At 70.8% G+C, this 20,773-nt stretch carries 21 protein-coding genes and 1 pseudogene; 7 read left to right on the forward strand and 15 right to left on the reverse strand.

Annotated features, from left to right (window positions below; all coding sequences use genetic code 11):
• Positions 1-10: 10 nt before the first annotated feature.
• From ACFVUT_RS20435 to ACFVUT_RS20455, 5 genes are all read right to left on the reverse strand, one after another.
• Positions 11-520: a DUF6879 family protein gene (locus ACFVUT_RS20435; RefSeq protein ID WP_389651363.1), complete on the reverse strand. Its 510-nt coding sequence runs from the start codon at positions 518-520 to the stop codon at positions 11-13.
• A complete protein-coding gene (locus ACFVUT_RS20440) occupies positions 507-713 on the reverse strand; it encodes a hypothetical protein (protein ID WP_060178883.1) in 207 nt (68 codons plus the stop codon). Before ACFVUT_RS20440 ends, ACFVUT_RS20435 begins: the two co-directional genes overlap by 14 nt.
• A gap of 123 nt (positions 714-836) precedes the next feature.
• A complete protein-coding gene (locus tag ACFVUT_RS20445; protein ID WP_389671018.1) occupies positions 837-1,034 on the reverse strand; it encodes a hypothetical protein in 198 nt (65 codons plus the stop codon).
• Positions 1,035-1,207: 173 nt separating this feature from the next.
• The gene (msrA, locus tag ACFVUT_RS20450) at positions 1,208-1,882 is read right to left on the reverse strand and encodes a peptide-methionine (S)-S-oxide reductase MsrA (RefSeq protein ID WP_389651369.1); all 675 of its coding nucleotides are present in this window, start codon (positions 1,880-1,882) and stop codon (positions 1,208-1,210) included.
• A 104-nt stretch (positions 1,883-1,986) separates the two neighbouring features.
• On the reverse strand, positions 1,987-3,090 hold the full coding sequence (locus tag ACFVUT_RS20455) for a hypothetical protein (protein ID WP_389651373.1): 1,104 nt from the start codon (positions 3,088-3,090) through the stop codon (positions 1,987-1,989).
• Positions 3,091-3,158: 68 nt separating this feature from the next.
• On the opposite strand from ACFVUT_RS20455, the gene ACFVUT_RS20460 reads away from it, so the two are divergent.
• Positions 3,159-4,304: a cystathionine gamma-synthase gene (locus ACFVUT_RS20460; RefSeq protein ID WP_389651376.1), complete on the forward strand. Its 1,146-nt coding sequence runs from the start codon at positions 3,159-3,161 to the stop codon at positions 4,302-4,304.
• A 151-nt stretch (positions 4,305-4,455) separates the two neighbouring features.
• Here the strand turns inward: ACFVUT_RS20460 and ACFVUT_RS20465 are convergent, their stop codons facing one another.
• The 4 genes from ACFVUT_RS20465 to ACFVUT_RS20480 form a co-directional block, all read right to left on the reverse strand.
• Positions 4,456-4,647: a DUF1059 domain-containing protein gene (locus ACFVUT_RS20465; protein ID WP_389651379.1), complete on the reverse strand. Its 192-nt coding sequence runs from the start codon at positions 4,645-4,647 to the stop codon at positions 4,456-4,458.
• Between the two features lie 74 nt (positions 4,648-4,721).
• A complete protein-coding gene (locus ACFVUT_RS20470) occupies positions 4,722-4,970 on the reverse strand; it encodes a hypothetical protein (RefSeq protein WP_389651382.1) in 249 nt (82 codons plus the stop codon).
• Entirely contained in the window at positions 4,967-5,503 is a 537-nt protein-coding gene (locus ACFVUT_RS20475; protein WP_389651384.1) for a sigma factor-like helix-turn-helix DNA-binding protein, read from the reverse strand. Before ACFVUT_RS20475 ends, ACFVUT_RS20470 begins: the two co-directional genes overlap by 4 nt.
• 86 nt (positions 5,504-5,589) lie before the next feature.
• Positions 5,590-6,105 carry a MarR family winged helix-turn-helix transcriptional regulator gene (locus ACFVUT_RS20480; protein ID WP_389651387.1) on the reverse strand — a complete coding sequence of 172 codons (516 nt, stop codon included), beginning with the start codon at positions 6,103-6,105 and terminating at the stop codon, positions 5,590-5,592.
• Between the two features lie 172 nt (positions 6,106-6,277).
• Here ACFVUT_RS20480 and ilvA point away from each other — a divergent pair, with 172 nt between their 5' ends.
• A complete protein-coding gene (gene ilvA / locus ACFVUT_RS20485; protein WP_389651390.1) occupies positions 6,278-7,507 on the forward strand; it encodes a threonine ammonia-lyase in 1,230 nt (409 codons plus the stop codon).
• A 160-nt stretch (positions 7,508-7,667) separates the two neighbouring features.
• Here the strand turns inward: ilvA and greA are convergent, their stop codons facing one another.
• Both greA and ACFVUT_RS20495 read right to left on the reverse strand, forming a co-directional pair.
• On the reverse strand, positions 7,668-8,165 hold the full coding sequence (gene greA / locus ACFVUT_RS20490) for a transcription elongation factor GreA (RefSeq protein WP_389651394.1): 498 nt from the start codon (positions 8,163-8,165) through the stop codon (positions 7,668-7,670).
• A gap of 183 nt (positions 8,166-8,348) precedes the next feature.
• Positions 8,349-8,765, reverse strand: a complete 417-nt coding sequence (locus ACFVUT_RS20495; RefSeq protein ID WP_389651397.1) for a DUF4307 domain-containing protein — start codon at positions 8,763-8,765, stop codon at positions 8,349-8,351.
• Between the two features lie 153 nt (positions 8,766-8,918).
• Between ACFVUT_RS20495 and mca the strand changes: the two genes are divergently transcribed.
• Entirely contained in the window at positions 8,919-9,800 is an 882-nt protein-coding gene (mca, locus tag ACFVUT_RS20500) for a mycothiol conjugate amidase Mca (protein ID WP_389651400.1), read from the forward strand.
• A gap of 1 nt (position 9,801) precedes the next feature.
• Positions 9,802-10,041 carry a hypothetical protein gene (locus tag ACFVUT_RS20505; RefSeq protein ID WP_389651403.1) on the forward strand — a complete coding sequence of 80 codons (240 nt, stop codon included), beginning with the start codon at positions 9,802-9,804 and terminating at the stop codon, positions 10,039-10,041.
• Between the two features lie 217 nt (positions 10,042-10,258).
• On the opposite strand, the gene ACFVUT_RS20510 is transcribed toward ACFVUT_RS20505, so the two are convergent.
• Positions 10,259-13,525, reverse strand: coding sequence for a tetratricopeptide repeat protein (locus ACFVUT_RS20510; protein ID WP_389651405.1), 3,267 nt, complete (start codon positions 13,523-13,525; stop codon positions 10,259-10,261).
• Between the two features lie 106 nt (positions 13,526-13,631).
• Here ACFVUT_RS20510 and ACFVUT_RS20515 point away from each other — a divergent pair.
• Positions 13,632-13,808: pseudogene (locus tag ACFVUT_RS20515) on the forward strand (DUF255 domain-containing protein); the annotation flags it as partial.
• Positions 13,809-13,871: 63 nt separating this feature from the next.
• Here the strand turns inward: ACFVUT_RS20515 and ACFVUT_RS20520 are convergent.
• On the reverse strand, positions 13,872-14,438 hold the full coding sequence (locus ACFVUT_RS20520; RefSeq protein WP_389651408.1) for a Uma2 family endonuclease: 567 nt from the start codon (positions 14,436-14,438) through the stop codon (positions 13,872-13,874).
• A gap of 231 nt (positions 14,439-14,669) precedes the next feature.
• On the opposite strand from ACFVUT_RS20520, the gene ACFVUT_RS20525 reads away from it, so the two are divergent.
• A complete protein-coding gene (locus tag ACFVUT_RS20525; protein WP_389651411.1) occupies positions 14,670-16,715 on the forward strand; it encodes a thioredoxin domain-containing protein in 2,046 nt (681 codons plus the stop codon).
• Positions 16,716-16,877: 162 nt separating this feature from the next.
• Here ACFVUT_RS20525 and ACFVUT_RS20530 read toward each other — a convergent pair whose 3' ends face one another.
• Together ACFVUT_RS20530 and ACFVUT_RS20535 are read right to left on the reverse strand one after the other, a co-directional pair.
• Entirely contained in the window at positions 16,878-17,546 is a 669-nt protein-coding gene (locus tag ACFVUT_RS20530; protein ID WP_389651413.1) for a TetR/AcrR family transcriptional regulator, read from the reverse strand.
• Between the two features lie 137 nt (positions 17,547-17,683).
• On the reverse strand, positions 17,684-18,382 hold the full coding sequence (locus tag ACFVUT_RS20535; RefSeq protein WP_389651416.1) for a hemolysin III family protein: 699 nt from the start codon (positions 18,380-18,382) through the stop codon (positions 17,684-17,686).
• A gap of 210 nt (positions 18,383-18,592) precedes the next feature.
• Between ACFVUT_RS20535 and ACFVUT_RS20540 the strand changes: the two genes are divergently transcribed.
• Positions 18,593-20,428: a phosphoenolpyruvate carboxykinase (GTP) gene (locus ACFVUT_RS20540; protein WP_389651418.1), complete on the forward strand. Its 1,836-nt coding sequence runs from the start codon at positions 18,593-18,595 to the stop codon at positions 20,426-20,428.
• Positions 20,429-20,773: the final 345 nt, after the last annotated feature.

Here is a 20,773-nt window from a genome sequence, read left to right on the forward strand (position 1 = left end):
GAGTCGGCGGTCAGTGGTGCCGCTCCCAGTAGTCCGCGAACGGCACCGCTTCGGCCAAGGCGCGGTCCCGGTAGTCCTGATACTCGGCAAGGTACTGGGCAGGAAGCAGGTCGGCGCCGACGAACGCACCTTCGGGCGTGTAGTGCATCCGATACACATCCCGGTCGTCGAACAACCAGAAGTCGTGATCGGGCAGGTCGGCCACTTCCCGGTCAGCCTGGTCGATGATGCCGATGGTCTCGCCGGCTGTGATGTTGCCTGGGTAGGCGGCCAGTTCGTACTGCAGGTAATCGGTCAGCGGAGACCTGAGCACATGGACGCGCGCCACCTCCTTGCCCTTGTCGGTCATCGACCGCACCCACGGGTTGTCGTCCCAGTCAGGGCCCATGTCCTCGCCGGCCAGGAAGCGTTCGAGCTCCTCGTGTTCCTCCTCCACGCTGTAGACGGAGAGCGTCTCCAGTCGGAAGGCGGTCCGCTCGAAGATCTCGAAGAGACGGCCGAACTCCTTACCGTTGAGCACGGAAGTACTCCTCCAACACCGCGGCCGGGACCACGACGGCGGTCTCACCCTCAGGCAGGTCGAGTTGTGCCAGCCGCTCGGGGTCGGTGATGACGTAGCCCTGTACTACGTAGTCCTTGGCGTCCTCGGTACCCCACAGCGTCGGGCACGTTCCGTTCCTGCACTCCGGGTCACCGGAAAGCTTCCGCAGCATCCTCGCCCCCATATGTCGGCGTACGCCTGTCGGGTTCGATGCTCCCGAGGCGGTGATGGAAGGGTCAAGAGGGTGATCTTTCCAAAACAGGAAAGGCATGGAGCTCATTGACCCCAGTACCTGTCAGGATGCGGCATCCCCTGAGGGCGTAGTGATGCGCCCATACGCGGAGGCGCCACCGGGCCTTCCGGGAACACGTTCGATTTGCCCGGCGTCGATCAGGCGCAGGAAGCTTGTCTTTACTTTGTTCTCCGATCCGATCCCGGTAAGGGCTCTGACCGTCCTGTTGTTGATTTCTGGGTGGGTCTCCAGGTACTGCATGATCATTTCCTGCCGCCCCTCGCTTGCCCGATCGATCTCTTCGGGTGGCAGCCTCTTCGGGTGGCAGCCAGACTTCTGGCCCTCGTCCTGGAGTTCGGGCAAGCGCGCGGGGCGGGCCGGCGAGCCGGTGCGTGGGGCCGCGGTGTAGCGAACGCCGGGATGTGTACCAGCCCCTACTCGTCCGAGGACGGCGCCTCGGCGATGCCGATCGGGCAGGAGACGCCGGTGCCGCCGATCCCGCAGTATCCTCCCGGGTTCTTGTCCAGGTACTGCTGGTGGTACGCCTCGGCCGGCCAGAACGTGCGGCCCTCGGACGGGAGGACCTCCGTGGTGATCTCGCCGTAGCCGGAGCCTGTCAGGACCTTCTGGTAGGACTCGCGGGAGGCCGCCACGGCTGCCGCCTGCTCGGGGGAGTGGGTGTGGATCGCCGAGCGGTACTGCGTGCCCACGTCGTTGCCCTGGCGGAAACCCTGGGTGGGGTCGTGGGACTCCCAGAACAGCTTCAGAAGCTCGCCGTACGAGACGATCTTCGGGTCGAAGACCACGCGGACCGCCTCCGTGTGGCCGGTCAGGCCCGAGCAGACCTCTTCGTACGCGGGATTCTCCGTGTAGCCGCCCTGGTAGCCGACGAGTGTCGTCCAGACGCCGTCCGTCTGCCAGAACGTGCGCTCGGCACCCCAGAAACAGCCCAGCGCGAAGTCCGCGACCTCCAGACCTTCCGGGTACGGGCCCAGCAGCGGGCGGTCGAGGACCGTGTGGCGGGACGGCACGGTGAATTCGGGGGTGGGGCGGCCCTTCAGGGCCTCCTCGGGGGTGGGGAGCTGTGGGGTACGGCGTTGCAGGAACATACGGGGGCTCCTCCTGGGGTCGGCGTTCAGCGGCTACAACGCGACGGGACGGGCATGGATTCCGCTCCTCGAACGGGCTGTGCTGTACGTCCGGCCGCGGGTCACTAGCGCGGCAGCGTCGCCGGGCTGCCGCCGTTCGCCTCGTAGCCGGCCACCGCCAGCGCCCGGTAGACCGTGTACTCGGCGGCCGGGTCGGGACCTTCGGTCCACGGCAGCGCACCCACATGACCGTCGATGTGGACGAGCTGGTGCATCGCCTCCGACCAGCGTTCCATCCGGACCAGGAACAGCACCAGCAGGTGACGGACGTGCGCGAGCATCGGATCGTCGGAGCGGGCCGCGTGCACCGCGAACAGGGCGCCCTCGACGGCCTTGGTCACCACCGCGCTCCGGTAGAAGCCCTGCACGAGATTGACCTCCGGCAGATGCTCGTACACCGCGAAGAGCGGCAGCGCGGCCAGCAGCGAGCCCTGCGGGGCGCGGGCGGCGGCCGTGGTGGCGAAGCGGTCGGCCTCCTCGCGGGAGCCGAGCCACTTCTCGCACCAGTAGTGCAGCGCGGCGATGTGCGCACCCATGTGGGCCGGGGCCCGGTCGATCACCTTCGCCCAGAGCCGGTCGAACTCCTCGTGCGGATAACCGAGTCCCCGGGCGACCGCCAGTTCGACGAGGTACGGAACAGGGTCGCCCGGCGCCAGCAGGGCCGCCTCGCCGCAGACCGTGCGGGCCTCCTCCAGGATGATCCGGAACTCGTCCGTCCCCGCGGTCGACGAACGCCACGCCTGCTGCACCAGGAACTCGGCGTGCACCGCCGCGCCGCCCGCGTCCTTCGGTGCCTCGGCCCGCCACGTGCGCAGCCACGCCCCACCGGCACCCGGCCGCTGCGCCAGCTCCAGCGAGGCGGCACCGGCGAACGCCTGCACCCGCTGCCACCGCACCTCACCCTCCTTGGGCGTGCCGGCCAGCAACTGCGAAGCGGCCCGCCAGTCCTGGGAACGCTGCACGACATCGAGCACATCGAGAAGATCCTGGTCCGGGCCCGGCAACCGGACGTCCAGCTCCTCCTGACGCACAAAGCCGTAGGTGTCCGGGTCGGCGGCGTCCGGCGAGCCGGGCGCGACCTGGCGGATACCGCCGCGGCGGCGCAGCGCGAAGGGGCCGACAACCGCGGCGAGCATGCACAGGGCGAGCAGGAACCAGAGAATCTCCATGCCCCCATTGTCACCGGACGGCCCCGTAGTCCGGTGGGCGCCCTCGTGACGAACTACGCTCGGGCCCCATGAGCGACCAGCACACCTTCGAGACTCTCGCGATCCATGCGGGAAACACCGCCGATCCCCTCACCGGCGCCGTTGTACCGCCCATTTACCAGGTGTCCACGTACAAGCAGGACGGCGTGGGCGGCCTGCGCGGCGGCTACGAGTACAGCCGCAGTGCCAACCCGACCCGTACCGCTCTGGAGGACAACCTCGCGGCCCTGGAGGGCGGCCGCCGCGGACTCGCCTTCGCCTCCGGCCTCGCCGCCGAGGACTGCCTCCTGCGTACGCTGCTCACCCCCGGCGACCACGTGGTCATCCCGAACGACGCCTACGGCGGCACGTTCCGGTTGTTCGCGAAGGTCGTCTCGCGGTGGGGCGTGGACTTCTCGGTCGCCGACACCTCGGACGTGGCGGCGGTACGGGCGGCGATCACCCCGCGCACCAAGGCGATCTGGGTGGAGACCCCGTCCAACCCGTTGCTCGGCATCACCGACATCGCCGCGATCGCCGGAGTGGCCCGTGCGGCGGGTGCCCGGCTCGTCGTCGACAACACCTTCGCCAGCCCCTACCTCCAGCAGCCCCTCGCCCTGGGCGCCGACGTCGTGGTGCACTCCACCACGAAGTACATGGGCGGCCACTCCGACGTCGTCGGCGGCGCACTGATCGTCAACGACCCCGGCCTGGCCGAGGAGTTGGCGTACCACCAGAACGCGATGGGTGCGATCGCCGGACCGTTCGACGCCTGGCTGGTGCTCCGCGGCATCAAGACCCTCGCGGTCCGCATGGACCGGCACAGCGAGAACGCCACGAAGATCGCCGATCTGCTGACCCGGCACCCCAAGGTCACCCAGGTCCTCTACCCGGGGCTGCCCGAGCACCCCGGCCACGAGGTCGCCGCCAAGCAGATGAAGGCCTTCGGCGGCATGGTGTCCTTCCGGGTCGTGGGCGGCGAGGAGGCGGCCGTCCAGGTCTGCAACCGCGCGAAGCTCTTCACCCTCGGTGAGTCCCTGGGCGGTGTCGAGTCCCTCGTGGAGCACCCGGGCCGCATGACGCACGCCTCGGCGGCCGGCTCCCCGCTGGAGGTGCCGGCCGACCTCGTCCGGCTCTCCGTCGGCATCGAGTCCGCCGACGACCTGATCGCCGATCTGACGCAGGCGCTCGGCTAGGGGCCTCCGGTCCTCCGGAGGCTCAGGGGCCTCGGCCCTCCGGCCCTCCGGGCCTCGTCCTCGGGGCTTTCGGGCCTCCGGCCCACCGGCCCCCAGGGCCTCCGGCCCACCGGCCCCCAGGGCCTCCGGCCCACCGGCCACCAGCCCTCCGTCAGGCGCCGGACTTGTCGTCGTCCAGCGATGCCCGGATCTGTTCGCGCAGTTCCGGGCTGTCGGTGTGTTCATGGACGGACACCGCGTGCTGCGCCGCGGCCCGTACGACTTCCTCTTCCTCGCCCGAGATGGTGAGCGAGCAGTTCGAGACGCTCGGATACTTGCGGCAGTCGGCGACTTTCCTGGTCATCGCAGCCTCCTCGGCCGGCCCCCCTGACCCCCGTTCTGACCCCCGTTCCAGAATAGGTCGCACCGGACCGGCCCTCACCAGCCGTCGAGCGGCGGCGTCGTCTCGGCCGGAGGCAGCTGCCACGGCTGCGCCGCCACCGCCCACACCATGAAGGCCACCACCGCCGCGAACGCCACCACCAGCGCCAGCCGTCGGCCGATCCGTCGACGGCGCAGCAGCCGGCCACCGCGCTCTGCCGCCCGCTGTGCCAGATCGCCGGGCACCTGCGGATGCGGTCCGTCCAGCAGGCGCCGGACCTCGTCCTCTCTGCCGCCGCTGCTCACGGTGCGCCGCCGCCGCTGCTCACGGGGTGTCCTGCGGCGGCCCCCGCGACTCCCGGCGGCCTCTGCAGCCCTCGCCGGGCCGTCGGGCGGCGGGTGCCGCGCAGCGTGGCCACCGAACGGTTGCAGACCGCCCGGAGCCGCTCCACCGGAAGCCCGAGCAGCGCCGCGGCCTGCTCCTCCGCGACGCCCTCGTACAGGCGCAGGACGAGAACCAGGCGCTCCTGCGGCGTCAGCCGGTCCAGCGGACCGCCGCGCTGCCGGTGGTGGCGCCGGACCTCGTGGGCGAACCGGATGGCCAGCTCGCGCCGGGTGTGGTCGTACGGGTCCTCGCCGCGCAGCCGCTCCCACCGCGCGTACGTGCGCGCGAGCGCGGCCGTGAGCATCCGCTGGGCCCGAGGATTGGCCCCGCTGGGCTGAAGGGGCTCGGCGGTGAGCAGCGTGGCCGTGTGCAGCAGCCGGCCCGCCGCGCCCGCAACGAAGGACTCGAACTCCTGGGCGCGGCGCCGCTCCCGGCCCGCCTGGCGCTCTCGCACAGTCCTCATCGGAGCCGCTGCGGAGCTCCTGGGTCAAGAGGCGTGCACCCGACAGCCTGTGCGGCCCCGTCGGTGGGGCGCCGCCGCTATCCGGCCGAGGGGGCCTGGTGTGACGTCTGGCGCGAGGCCAGTGCCAGATTGAACCGGGTGAGCAGCGCGCAGAACGTCTCGCGCTCCTCGGCCGTCCAGTCGTCGGTCACCTGCGTCATGAGCTCGCGCCGGGACAGGCGGACCTCGTCCAGCCGCGCCTGGCCGCGCGGCGACAGCTGGAGCACGACGGCCCGGCCGTCCTCCGGGTGCGAGGTGCGCTTGACCAGGCCCGTGTCGACCAGCGGTGCGACCTGCCGGGTCACGGTCGAGGAATCGATCCCCATGCCCGCGGCCAGCGCCTTGACGCCCATCGGACCTTCCCGGTCCAGTCGGTTGAGCAGCAGATAGGCGGCCCGGTCCATGGTGTTGCGGACCTGGCCGACACCGCCGAGGCGGGTCTGCTCGGCACGGCGGGCGAATACGGCGACCTGGTGCTGCAGCGTGTCGAGGATGTGGTCGGAACCCGTGGATTCGGGGGTGGCGCCCCCGGAAGGAGACGCAGCTGTCGTCATGTCCTGAGGGGGCATGGCCGGGGGCTCTCTTCGTACGGTGTCGGATGGGTGGGGGACAGAGTACGCGGCCACGGGGCAACGCGTGCCAGTGCTGCACAAACCTGTGGACAACGGCGCAGTCCGGGATCACGCGAGGCATCCGGCACCCCTGCCGGGCTGCAAGACTTACGGTATGAACTTCCGCGCGCCCGGCCATTTTCCCCCACTGATCCTCGACGACATCCGCGGGGCGCAGAAGATGCTTTCGGGCGTGGCCAGGGAGACCCCCATGGAGGGCAGCCGTCACCTGACCGGGCTCGTCGGCGCACCTGTCCACTTCAAGTGCGAGAACCTGCAACGGACCGGCTCGTTCAAACTGCGCGGTGCCTACGTACGGATCGCGGGCCTGTCGCCGGTGGAGCGGGCGGCCGGGGTCGTCGCCGCGAGTGCCGGAAACCATGCGCAGGGTGTCGCACTCGCGTCTGCGCTGCTCGGCGTACGGTCCACGGTCTTCATGCCGGTCGGGGCTCCGCTGCCGAAGGTGGCCGCGACCCGCCAGTACGGGGCGCAGGTCCGCCTGCACGGCCATGTCGTCGACGAGACGCTGGCCGCCGCCCAGGAATACGCGCAGGAGACCGGTGCGGTCTTCATCCATCCCTTCGACCACCCGGACATCATCGCCGGACAGGGCACCGTGGGCCTGGAGATCCTCGAACAGTGCCCCGAGGTGCGCACCATCGTCGTCGGGATCGGCGGCGGCGGTCTCGCCGCGGGCATCGCGGTGGCGGTCAAGGCGGTCCGGCCCGATGTGCGGATCATCGGCGTGCAGGCGGCGGGCGCGGCCTGCTATCCGCCGTCGCTGGCCGCGGGACACCCGGTGTCGATCGACGCGCCGCACACGATGGCGGACGGCATCAAGGTCGGTCGCCCCGGAGATGTGCCGTTCCAGCTGGTGCGGGAGCTGGTCGACGAGGTGCGCACGGTCTCCGAGGATGAGCTGTCCAGTGCGTTGCTGCTCTGTCTGGAGCGGGCGAAGCTGGTGGTCGAGCCGGCCGGTGCGAGCCCGGTCGCGGCGCTGCTGAGCGATCCCAAGTCATTCCGCGGGCCCGTGGTCGCCCTCCTTTCGGGCGGCAATGTGGATCCGTTGCTGATGCAGCGCATCCTGACCCACGGCATGGTGGCGGCCGGTCGCTATCTGAGCCTGCGGCTGCGGCTGACCGACCGCCCCGGTGCGCTGGCCACGCTGCTGGCCGTGCTCTCGGTGGTCGACGCCAACGTCCTCGACATCGGGCATGTGCGGACCGATCCCCGGCTCGGGCTCACCGAGGTCGAGGTGGAACTGCACCTGGAGACGAAGGGGCCGGAGCACTGCGAGGAGGTCTCGTCGGCGCTGCGTGACGCGGGCTATCTGGTGATGAGCTGAGCCGCTGCGGAGAGTGGTTTCGTCCGGCGTGTGCGTCCGGCCCGCCCGTGGGGAAGGCGTGTGCGTCCGGCCCGCCCGCGGGGAGCGGTCACGCAGGCGCCCCACGTACGAGGAGCCTCCGGCCCGCCGGCCGGAGGCTCCTCGTCTCAGTGGTGCCGGGTCAGCCCGTGTAGGGCTTCGCCGCGAGGATCTTCACGGTTGCCGTCTTGCCGTTCGGCAGCTCGTACTCGGCGTCGTCGCCCATGCGCTTGCCGTTCACGCCGGTGCCGAGCGGCGACTGCGGGGAGTACGTCTCGATGTCCGAGCTCGCGTACTCGCGGGAGGCGAGCAGGAAGGTCATCGTGTCGTCCGGATCGTCGTCGAAGGCGATCGTCACGACCATGCCGGGCTCGACCACGCCGTCGTCGGCAGGTGCCTCGCCGACCTTCGCGTGCTCCAGGAGCTGGGTGAGCTGGCGCACCCGCAACTCCATCTTGCCCTGCTCCTCCTTGGCGGCGTGGTACCCGCCGTTCTCCCGGAGGTCACCCTCCTCACGGGCCGCCGCGATCTTTACGGAGATTTCCGTGCGCGCGGGACCAGACAGGTACTCCAGCTCGGCCTTGAGCTGGTTGTACGCCTCCTGCGTGAGCCAGGTGACGTTTTCGCTGGTCTGGGTCACAGGGTGCTCCTCGTCGGTACTGGGAATACAAAGCATCGCCCTACCCGTAAGCATGTGCCTTCACGGGTGGGCGAAACCACGAGCCTAACAATTCCCCAGGAAAAGGGGGAGGAGGTTAACCGTCAGGACCGCGTATGCGCAGGTCAGCGTCTGTCGTGGCGGTTCAGGGCCGGCGTGCGGCGGTCAACGCGCAGCCCCGCTGTCGTCGGTACAGCCCAGCAACTCGACGTTGGTCGCCCTGGCCGTCGTGCGCAACGACACGACACGGTCGATGCGGTCCGTGTGCTCGTCGAAGCGGAAGTCCTTGCGGGCCACGTCCCTGCCGTCCTCGTGCTGCGAGCGGAGCGTGCAGTAACCCTGGATGTCCTCGCCCTTGCGTACCTCAAGGTGCACATCGACCCGCTCGTCGGAGACGACCTTGAACTTGATCACCTCGGCGCTGATGCCCTGGCCCGCGACGTAGTCGTAGCCGATCCAGCCGACCACCCCGAGAAGAGCGACCCCCAGCACCGAACCGATGATCTTGAGCTTACGGTCCGCGCGCCGGTCCGCGGAGTGGCCGTAGCGGTTCTCCGGTAGCGCTTCGTGCACCGCGGTCATGATCGTTCCTCCCGTACCGGGGATCCTGGAATTTTCCGCCCCCCGGTTCGGTCACTATAGAAGTCTGCCACCCGTCACCCGAGCGCCACCCCACACCGATGTCCCTCCGGGACAGCACCACGTCCGTGGCGTCCAATCAACGAGGATCGAGTCTTGACTGAGCAGCTGCGGCTGATGGCCGTTCACGCCCACCCCGACGACGAGTCGAGCAAGGGCGCGGCCACCATGGCCAAGTATGTGTCCGAGGGGGTGGACGTGCTGGTCGTGACCTGCACGGGAGGCGAGCGCGGCTCCATCCTCAATCCGAAGCTCCAGGGTGACGCGTACATCGAGGAACACATCCACGAGGTGCGCAAGAAGGAGATGGACGAGGCCCGGGAGATCCTGGGCGTCACGCAGGAGTGGCTCGGCTTCGTCGACTCGGGTCTGCCCGAGGGCGACCCGCTGCCGCCGCTGCCCGAGGGCTGCTTCGCGCTGGAGGACGAGGAGAAGGCCGCGGGGCGTCTCGTCCGCAGCATCCGCGCGTTCCGGCCGCAGGTCATCACGACGTACGACGAGAACGGCGGGTACCCGCACCCCGACCACATCATGACCCACAAGATCACGATGATCGCGTTCGACGGTGCGGCGGACACCGAGACGTTCCCCGAGTCGGAGTTCGGTCCGGCCTGGCAGCCGCAGAAGCTGTACTACAACCAGGGCTTCAACCGGCCGCGCACGGTGGCCCTCCACGAGGCGCTGCTGGCCCGCGGCCTGGAGTCCCCGTACGGCGACTGGCTGAAGCGCTGGAAGGAGTTCGAGCGCGACGAGCGCACGCTGACCACGCATGTTCCGTGCGCGGACTTCTTCGAGATCCGCGACAAGGCACTGATCGCGCACGCGACGCAGATCGACCCCGACGGCGGCTGGTTCCGTGTCCCGATGGACATCCAGAAGGAGGTCTGGCCGACCGAGGAGTACGAGCTGGCGAAGTCTCTCGTCGATACCTCCCTCCCCGAGAGCGACCTCTTCGCGGGCATCCGCCACAATGCCTGATATGTACGCGACCCAGGCACTGACCCATCTCGTCCCTCTCGCCAAGGAGGTCGACGACAACAAGGTGACCCCCGGCGTCCTCGGCTTCATCGTCTTCGCGGTGCTCGCCGCGGGCGTGTGGCTGCTGATGAAGTCCATGAATCGCCACATGGGCAAGGTCGACTTCGAGGAGGCCCCGGACCCGGAGGCGGCGCCGGGCGGCGCCGTTGCCGCGGGTGCGGGATCCACGAAGCGCAAGTAGGCGCGGGGGCTGTGTCGGGGCGCTCGGCGGCCACCGGGCCCGCACGGCCTGCCAGGCCCGCACGCACGCTCTGCATCGCCTGTCCCCGCACGCCCGGCACGGCCTGACGACCACCCGTCCACCACCCGCCCCGGCGCGGACGGCGCCCCCGAGCGCCGGCCGGGCCGGATGAGGCCGACGGTCGAGGACGAGACGGTGGGCGGTGTGCGGTGTGCCGTCACACCCTCGGTGGGACCGCCACGCCCATGATCTCCCGGGCGTGGCGTGTGGGCGTCATGCCCAGGCGCCACGCCTGCCAGCCGTCCTCCAGGTCCACGCCGCGGTTCAGGACCACCGTGAACGCCTCCGCGCAGTCCTCCAGCCTGCCGTCCCGCGTCGGGTGGCCGGCCCGGAGCAGGTCGGCCAGCTCCTGCTGGGCCACCGCCGTGCCCACCTCGCTGCCGCCCGGTGACGCGTACGGCAGCAGCGTGCAGCGCAGGAACCGGGCCCAGTCCTCGCCCCGGGTGTCGCCGTAGGAGCCGAACAGCTCCGCCGCCTCCCCGCACAGCTCCAGTGCCTGCGGGGCACGGTTGTTGCCCCCGTCGACCAGGGCCAGCTCCAGGCACGTCCAGGCCTCGCCGTGGGCGACTCCGATGCGCCGGAAGTCCGCCCGGGCGTCGGCCAGGAGCTGGCGGGCGAAGCCCGAATTGCGGAGGTTTCCGGTCTGCGCGGCCCGCTGGTCGCGGGTGACCCGGCCCGAGTGGTGGCGGGCGCACGCCAGCCCGTAGGTGTCGCGCATCCGGGAGAACATCGTGCGGGCCCGCTCCAGTTGCCGTACCGCCTGATCGGTGTCGCCGCCCTCCTCCAGGGACTGGCCCAGGTAGTACAGCGTCCACGCCTCACCGCGCGCGTCCTCGTTGTCGCGGTGGCGGGCCAGGGCCATGCTCAGCTCCTCGGCGGCCGTGGCCGGGTCGCCGTCCAGCAGCCGGGCGCGTGCCAGCTGGGTCAGCGCCCACGCCTCGCCGCGCTCGTCACGGGTACGGCTGTACAGCTCCAGGGCCGTGCGCAGCGCGTCCTTCGCCCGCTCCACATCGCCCATCCGCAGCAGGGTCTGGCCCAGCTGGAACTGCGTCCACGCCTCGCCGTGCAGCGACTCGCCCTCCCGGTGCAGGGCCAGCGCGGTGTCCAGCAGGGTCAGTGCCTGTGCCAGCCGGCCCCCGTCGCGTTCGACGGCGGCCAGGGCGTGCAGCGACCAGGCCCGGTCCTCGGCCTGCTCGTCGGAGGACTGCAGCTCGATCGCCTCGCGCAGCCGCGCCGCCGCCTCGGTCAGATTGCCCTGGTGGTGCAGGGTGATGCCGAGGGAGCAGAGCGCCAGCGCCGTACCCGCCTCGTTCTGCGCCTCGCGGTAGAGGCCGACGACCGACGACAGCGTGGTGCGTGCCTTGTCCAGCTCGCCGAGCTGACGGGCCGCGATGCCGGTACGCCACTGCACCGACCGTTCCAGCAGCCCCTTGTCCACGGCCTGCGTCAGCTCGCTGATCTCGCCGAGCCGGTAGAGGTCGCCGCGCAGCAGGCAGTAGTCGCACAACGCGCCCAGCAGATCCAGCACGGCCCCCTGGTCGACGCCCTCCGCGTGCCGCAGCGCCGATGTGATGAAGCTCGACTCCTCGTCCAGCCAGCGCAGTGCGGAGTCCAGCGAACCGAACCCGTGCGAGCCGAACTGACCGGCCCGGGTCGACATCTTGCCGTCGACCATGCGGATCACCGCACCGGCCAGTTCCGCGTAGTTCTTGATCAGCCGCTCCTGCGCCGCGGTGCGGTCCGCCGCCTCCTCCTCGTCCAGCAGCCGGGCCAGGGCGAAGCCCCGCACGACGTCGTGCAGCCGGTAGCGGGAGCCCCGCACATGGTCCAGCAGCCCGGCCCCGGCCAGGTCCGTGAGCAGCCGGCCGGCCTCCTGCTCGTCGGCCGAGAGCAGCGCGGCCGCGGCCGCGCCGCCCAGGCTGGCACGCCCGGCCAGCGCGAGCCTGCGCAGCAGCCGCCGTGCCGGCTCGGACTGGTCGGTGTAGCGCAGCCACAGCGCCCGCTCGACCGGTGCCACCGGGCCGTATGCGGAGAGGTCGGCGGCGAGGGCGTTCCGGGTGCGCGGACCGAGCGAGGTGCCCGCGATGCGCAGCGCCAGCGGCAGTCCGCCGCACAGCTCGGTGACCGTGTCCGTCGACTGGGAGTCGTACGGCCCCTGCTCCTGCTCCTGGGCCGCGTCGCGCAGCAGCTCCTCCGCGCCCGCCGCGTCCAGTGCGCCGACCGGCAGCTGATGGACCCGGGCGGGGAGATCGGCGGGCAGCTCCAGGGGCCGGCGGGAGGTGACGAGGACGAGGCTGTCGGAACGCTCGGGGATCAGGGTGCGGACCTGGGCCGCGTCGGCGGCGTCGTCCAGGACGACCGTCACGGGGGTACCGGTCAGATGCTTGTGGTAGAGCTCGCTCAGCCTCCGCACCTGCTGCTCGGCGGAGGCGCTTCCCCGGCCCCCCGGTTCCGCCCGGCCGGAGGAGGCCCCGTCCCGGAACAACAACTGCTCGCGGGGAGCGCCCAGCCGGTTCAGCAGATGCAGCAGCGCGTCACGCGTCGGCAGCGGCGTCTCCCCGGGCACATCGCCGCGCAGGTCCACCACGCAGGCACCCCGGAACTCGTCCTTCAGACTGTGCGCCGCCCGCACCGCGAGCGTGGTGCGTCCGGTGCCGGGCGCACCGTGCAGGACGACGACGGTCGGCTCGGTCCGGGTCGACGCACGGGACTCGCGCACCCACTGCGCGATTTGAGCCAGCTCGGCCCGCCGTCCGGCGAACGGCCCCTCGGCGGACGGCAACTGGCTGAACGACTGACTGAGGAGCGCGCGTGTACGGGCCGCCGCACTGCGGTCGCCGCCGCGCAGCGAGGGCGTGGTCCGCGCCTGCGCGGGAATCTTCTTCGCCGGTGTGCGCGACGAGGCGGTGAGCATCCGCTGCTGGTCGAGGAACGGGCGGATGCCCCGTACCTCCAGCGCCGCCAGCCACTGCAACCGCAACTGTTCGGCCCCGCCGGGCTGTCCGAGCGCGCCCGCCCGCCGGTGGGCGGCGGGCCAGTGCGACGCGGTGACCTTGGCGACGGTCGCCGTGGCCCCCGCGACCGCGACGACGGCGCCCGCGCCGAGGGCCGGCCCCGCCGCCGTCCCGAACGCGACGTCCGCGCCGACCGCGGCGACCGCGGCAACTCCGGTGACCAGCAGGGGGGTTCCCAGGACCGTCCGGCTGAAGCGCTGCGACAGCGGCTGCTGCCCGGCCTCGGCCGCGTCCAGCGCCTTGAGATAGGCGGCGTACTCCTCGCCCGCCCCGGCCGCCAGGGAATCGAGCGCGGCCCGTCCGCGCGCCGTCAGCGACGCGGCGTCCGCCCGGCCTCCCGACCGCCGTACCTCTTCCTCGACGGCGCGTACCAACAGCCTTTCGGCTTCAGCCCGATGGCTGTCCCGCATATGCGTCCCCCTCCGGATGCGACGATGACAACAACCCTGCTGTCAGCGCCGCCCAGTCTGCTGCGTACGGCGCGCCAGCGCGAGTGAGCGATGCGATCAACCGGGCCTGCGAGAGGATGCGGGTGCGCCGAATCGCCTGGACCGTGAGACTTCCCCGTACCTTCTCCGCCATGCCGACCATCCGGTCGACTGATGGCCCTGGTCGCCCGAGGCTTGCGAGGAGGCGCGCACGCGGATCGTGCCGGTCCTGCTCAGCGTCGGCTGCGCGAGCTGCCGCTGGTGCCGGTGTGTGCGCACAAGCCGGCGCCTCTGGCCCGGCTCATGAGGAAATGATCTTCCAGCGCCGTCAGACGGATCCCAGGTCGACGGTCACGGAGAAGGGCGCGGCGGCCTTGATCGCGCCGGTGAACATCTCGCCGTCCCTGTAGACCTTGGTGGCGGGGTCGAGCACGTAGGTGTAGATGAGGGGGACGCCGGCGGCGGCCTGCTCGATGCGCCAGTAGAAGGGGATGCCGGCCTTGGCGTACTGGTCCACCTTCACGATCCGGTCTGTGGTTTCTGACCCTGGGGACACGACCTCGACGACCAGGAGCACGTGCTCGGGGCGGGTGGGCGTGAGGTCGATGGTCTCCGCCCGGTAGACGGTGACGTCCGGACGGCGGTTGGTGAGCGGAACGTCCTGGAGGCGGACGTCGAAGTCCGTGTCGGCGTTCCAGTCCGGGCCTGCGGCTGCGTCAAGGGCATTGGCCAGGAGCCGAGCCAGCCGGTTGTGCCGCTTGGAGGCGCTCGGGCTCACGACGACCATGCCGTCCACGATCTCAATGCCGGCACACTGCTCCTCGGACCAGGAGTCGTACTGTTCCGCGCTGATCTGCGTGTGCATCCACGCGGGTGCCACCATCTCGGCGGTCATGGAGTACCTCCTTCGAGGATGCGGTGCTGCTCGACTCAGCGTACTGCCCGCTTCCATTCGGACACCGGCTTTGGGCCGAGGCAGAGCCTTTAGCGTCTGCGGGCTGGCCGGGGTGCAAAAGGGGCGATCCGCATTCACCATGTGATGGCGTATGAGTGCAAATCGGCCAAGTAGGGCGGGGGCTCGCGGGCTGAACCGGTAGGGCCGTGTCGGCGTGAGAGGCTGGCTCGCATGAACCGGTTGGCTGGTACGACCTCGCCTTATCTGCTTCAGCACGCCGGCAATCCGGTCGACTGGTGGCCCTGGACGCCGGAGGCTTTCGAGGAAGCGCGGCGGCGCAATGTACCCGTCCTGCTGTCGGTCGGCTACGCGAGTTGCCACTGGTGCCATGTGATGGCGCACGAGTCCTTCGAGGACGAGCGGGTCGCGGCCTATCTGAACGAACACTTCGTCCCGGTGAAGGTCGACCGCGAGGAGCGGCCCGACGTCGACGCCGTGTACATGGAGGCCGTGCAGGCGGCGACCGGTCAGGGCGGCTGGCCGATGACGGTCTTCCTGACGGCCGATGCCGAACCCTTCTACTTCGGCACGTACTTCCCGCCCGAGCCGCGCCACGGCATGCCCTCCTTCCACCAGGTGCTCGAAGGGGTCACGACCGCCTGGGCGGACCGCCCCGACGAGGTCGCCGAGGTCGCCGGACGCATCGTCCACGACCTCTCCCAGCGTTCCCTCGCGCACGGCGGCGAAGGCCCGCCCGGCGAAACGGAACTGGCGCAGGCGCTCCTCGGGCTCACCCGGGACTACGACGAGAAGCACGGCGGGTTCGGCGGCGCACCCAAGTTCCCGCCGTCCATGATCATCGAGTTTCTGTTGCGCCACCACGCCCGCACCGGGGCGCAAGGCGCCCTCGACATGGCGGCCGACACCTGCGCGGCGATGGCCATGGGCGGGATGTACGACCAGCTCGGCGGGGGTTTCGCCCGCTACTCGGTGGACCGGGAGTGGGTCGTTCCGCACTTCGAGAAGATGCTCTACGACAACGCGCTGCTCTGCCGGGCGTACGCGCACCTGTGGCGGTCGACGGGCTCGGAGCAGGCCCGCCGGATCGCCCTGGAGACCGCCGACTTCATGGTGCGCGAGCTGCGCACCCCGGAGGGCGGTTTCGCCTCCGCGCTGGATGCCGACAGCGAGGACGCGACCGGTCGGCACGTCGAGGGCGCGTACTACGTGTGGACGCCCGAGCAGCTGCGGGAGGTCCTCGGCGATCAGGACGCGGCGTTCGCCGCCGAGTACTTCGGAGTGACGCCGGAGGGCACGTTCGAGGAGGGCTCCTCGGTTCTGCGGCTCGCACGGACGGGCGCCGCGGCGGTGGACGCGGACCGGGCCGCCGACGTGCGGGCCAGGCTCCTGGCCGCACGGGAACTGCGCGCCCGTCCCGGACGGGACGACAAGGTGGTCGCCGCCTGGAACGGCCTGGCGATCGCCGCGCTCGCCGAGACGGGGGCCTACTTCGACCGTCCCGACCTGGTCGAGCGCGCCACCGAGGCGGCGGACCTGCTGGTGCGGGTGCACATGGGCGACACCGCCCGGCTGTCCCGTACGTCGAAGGACGGACGGACCGGCGGACACGCCGGGGTCCTGGAGGACTACGGCGATGTCGCGGAGGGCTTCCTCACCCTGGCCGCGGTGACCGGCGAGGGCGCCTGGCTGGAGTTCGCCGGTTTCCTGCTCGACATCGTGCTCCAGCACTTCACCGGCGAGGGCGGGCAGCTGTACGACACGGCGGACGACGCCGAGCGGCTGATCCGGCGCCCGCAGGACCCCACCGACAGTGCGACTCCGGCAGGCTGGACGGCGGCGGCCGGCGCGCTGCTCTCGTACGCCGCGCACACCGGCTCGCAGGCCCATCGCGCCGCCGCGGAGGGCGCGCTCGGTGTGGTGAAGGCACTCGGTCCGCGGGTGCCCCGGTTCATCGGCTGGGGGCTCGCGGTCGCCGAGGCACTGATCGACGGGCCGCGCGAGGTCGCGGTCGCCGGGCCGGTCGGCGGTGAGCTGCACCGCACGGCGCTGCTGGGGCGGGCGCCCGGTGCGGTGGTGGCGGCGGGGGAGACGGCGGGGGCGGAGTTCCCGCTGCTGGCGGACCGGCCGATGGCGGGCGGGGCGCCGACGGCGTACGTGTGCAGGCATTTCGTGTGCGACGCGCCGACGACGGACCGCCGGGAGCTGGCCCGGAGCCTCGGAGCCGGCACGTTCGACGACGGAGACGCCGAGGACTGAGATCCCGGGGATTGAGATCCCGGGGACGGGGACGTCGATGACTGAAATCCCCGGGGACTGAAAACCCCGAGGACGGAAACGCGGCGGGCCACGGGGGCAGGGGCGCGGCTGTACGGGGGTGGAGTGCGCGGTTTGTGGTCGGGGGGCCGGGGCGTGGCCCGGCTACAGAGCCAGGCCGCCTTCGAGCGTGTCCAGTGCCTGGTCGAGCATCGCGAGGAGGTCGCCCTTCTGGCCGTGTTCGCCCCAGTACAGCGTCACCTCGCGCAGCGCTCCGAGCACCGTCGCGACGAACACCCGGATGTCCAGGTCGTCGGGGCCGCGGCCGGTGCGCTCGGCGAGCACCCGGGCGAGCACCTTGGCCGTGTCCGACATGGTCTCCGTCATCCGCGCCCGGACGGCGGGGATCTCGACCATCAGCAGGGTGCGTTGCCGCAGCTCGTCCTCGTCGGTCGCGAGGTACGCCGTCAGCGCCTCGGACATGATGAACCGGAATGACTCCAGCGGCGGCTCGTCGGCCGGCCGCCTGCGCAGCGCGGCCTCCATGGCCGGGTCGTACACGTCGGTGAGGACGATGTCCTCCTTGGCCGCGAAGTAACGGAACACGGTGCTCGGCGACACGTCGGCCGCCTCCGCTATCTGCTCGATCGTCGTCGCGTCGTACCCCTGCGCGGAGATCAGTCGGCACGTGGCCCGGCGGATCGCGATCCTCGTCCTGAACTTCTTCCGCTCGCGCAGCCCCATTCCGGGAGGCGGCCCGGGGGCGGAACCCGGAACGGAACCGGAACCGGAAACGGAACCAGAATCGGAAGAGGGACGGGAGGTGGTGGCCATGGTCGCCATTGTCGGACACCGACGGGTGCCGGGTCATCCGGCCGGGCTCCGGACGACGCATGGCCGCGGCTCAGGAGCCGCGGCCATGACGGAGGTGAGGAGAGGGAGAGGGAAGGGGGGACGGAGGGTAGGGGCGCTCAGTCGTGGCTGTAGGCCACCAGCGAGATGCCCACGTAGTGCACGACGAAGGCCGCCAGCGTCAGAGAGTGGAAGACCTCGTGGAAGCCGAACCACCGCGGTGACGGGTTGGGCCGCTTGATGCCGTAGATGACACCCCCGGCGCTGTAGAGCAGCCCGCCGACGACGACCAGCACCAGCACCGCGATCCCGCCGGTCCGCATGAAGTCCGGCAGGAAGAAGACCGCTGCCCAGCCCATCGCTATGTAGCAGGGCGTGTAGAGCCAGCGCGGTGCGCCGACCCAGAACACCCGGAACGCGATGCCCGCGACCGCCGCCGCCCAGACCGCCCACAGCAGCGGGGTTCCGGTCGCTTCGGGGAGCAGGAGCAGGGTCAGCGGGGTGTAGGTGCCCGCGATGATCAGAAAGATGTTGGCGTGGTCGAGCCGCCGGAGCACCGCCTCGCCACGCGGACCCCAGGTGCCGCGGTGGTAGAGCGCGCTCACACCGAACAGCGCGCACGCGGTCAGGACGTAGACGCCGCAGGCGATCCGGCCGCGGACGCTGCCCGTCAGCGCGATCAGCACGACCCCCGCGACGATCACGGCGGGAAACATCCCGGCGTGCAGCCAGCCACGCATCCGTGGCTTCACCGTGTCGGTGGCGGACTCGGCTGTTTCCAGCCCGGCGGGCTCGGGCGCGGTGGCGGCGGCAGTCATTCCCGCATCGTACCTACGCAACCGTAGGTAACGAATACGAGTGGTGATGCTCACGTGTGCGGCCCTCTGGACAGATGGGCGAAACGGTCGGATGATCAAATGAGTGCGGTCGGCACCGGATGAGCGCCAACGGGATTCGAAGGGGTCGAAGCATCCGGGTCGCAGCCCCCACGGGGCCTTCCAGACAGACACCCTCATCAAGGAGCGATCGTGGCGCGCGACATCGCGGCTCCCTTTACTGCCCCCACCCCTCACCAGGAGCTCGTCTCCTGGGTGAACGAGATCGCAGCCATCACCGAGCCGGACCGGGTGGTCTGGTGCGACGGTTCCGAGGCCGAGTACGAGCGCCTGTGCGGGGAGCTCGTCGCCAAGGGCACCTTCACGAAGCTGGACGAGGCCAAGCGCCCCAACTCCTACTACGCCGCGTCGGACCCGAGCGATGTCGCCCGCGTCGAGGACCGCACGTTCATCTGCTCCGCGAAGGAAGAGGACGCGGGGCCGACGAACCACTGGAAGGATCCCGCCGAGATGCGGGAGATCTTCACCGGTGAGAACGGCGTCTTCCGCGGGTCCATGCGCGGCCGCACGATGTACGTCGTGCCGTTCTGCATGGGCCCCGTCGGCTCCCCCCTCTCCGCGATCGGCGTCGAGATCACCGATTCCGCGTACGTCGCCGTCTCCATGCGCACCATGACGCGCATGGGGCAGGCCGTGCTCGACGAACTCGGCTCCGACGGCTTCTTCGTCAAGGCCGTCCACACCCTCGGCGCCCCCCTGGAGAAGGGCCAGGAGGACGTGCCGTGGCCGTGCAACTCCACCAAGTACATCTCGCACTTCCCCGAGGACCGCGAGATCTGGTCGTACGGCTCCGGCTACGGCGGCAACGCCCTGCTCGGCAAGAAGTGCTACGCCCTGCGCATCGCCTCCGTCATGGCGCGCGACGAGGGCTGGCTCGCCGAGCACATGCTGATCCTCAAGCTCACGCCGCCGAAGGGTGAGGCTGCGGCCCCCCGGTACATCGCCGCCGCGTTCCCGAGCGCCTGCGGCAAGACCAACCTCGCCATGCTGGAGCCCACGATCTCCGGCTGGGACGTCGAGACCATCGGCGACGACATCGCCTGGATGCGGTTCGGCGAGGACGGCCGCCTCTACGCGATCAACCCCGAGGCCGGCTTCTTCGGCGTCGCGCCCGGCACCGGCGAGCACACCAACGCCAACGCCATGAAGACCATGTGGGGCAACTCCGTCTTCACCAACGTCGCGCTCACCGACGACGGCGACGTCTGGTGGGAGGGCATGACGGAGACCGCTCCGGCCCACCTCACCGACTGGAAGGGCAACGACTGGACGCCCGCGTCCGACACGCCGGCCGCCCACCCCAACGCCCGCTTCACCGTCCCGGCCGGTCAGTGCCCGATCATCGCCCCCGAGTGGGAGGACCCGAAGGGGGTGCCGATCTCGGCCATCCTCTTCGGCGGTCGTCGCGCCTCGGCCGTACCGCTGGTCACCGAGTCCTTCGACTGGCAGCACGGCGTCTTCCTCGGAGCCAACGTCGCCTCCGAGAAGACCGCCGCCGCCGAGGGCAAGGTCGGGGAGCTGCGCCGCGACCCGTTCGCCATGCTGCCGTTCTGCGGCTACAACATGGGCGACTACATGGCCCACTGGCTCAAGGTGGGCGCGGACAAGCCGGACCGGTCGAAGCTCCCGAAGATCTACTACGTGAACTGGTTCCGCAAGAACGACGCGGGCAAGTTCGTGTGGCCCGGCTTCGGTGAGAACAGCCGCGTCCTGAAGTGGATCGTCGAACGCCTGGAGGGCCGGGCCGAGGGCGTCGAGACGCCGATCGGCATCCTGCCGGCCAAGGGCGCCCTGGACACCACGGGCCTGGACCTCTCCGACTCCGACCTGGACTTCCTGCTCTCCGTCGACAAGGACGTCTGGCGCGAGGAGGCCGGACTGATCCCCGAGCACCTCAACACCTTCGGCGACCACACGCCGAAGGAACTGTGGGACGAGTACCACGCGCTGGTCCAGCGCCTGGGCTGACCGCCTCGGGCCCGCCCCGCTCCGGGTGCCGCCCGGACCGACGCCCCGGGCGCGGTCCGGGCCGACACCCTCGGGCACGGTCCCCCGCCGGTGCTCCCGGGCGCGCCAGCGCCGTCGGCCGGGCCCCCGCACGCTCCGCGACCGGGTCTCCCGACATCCACCCTGACCTGTGACGTCATCGGCCCGTCGCGGTACGGCCCCCGGAATCCTCTGACGACCGACTCCTCTGACGACTCCTCCGACGATTCCGGGGGTCACCCCTTCCGGCCCTGTTTATGAAGAACGTCCGGGCATCGCCGTATCCTTGCGCACAAGAACTCCACAACGCTTACATGGTCCTTCACA

The sequence above is a fragment of the Streptomyces sp. NPDC058051 genome, assembly GCF_042885475.1.
Lineage (GTDB): Bacteria > Actinomycetota > Actinomycetes > Streptomycetales > Streptomycetaceae > Streptomyces.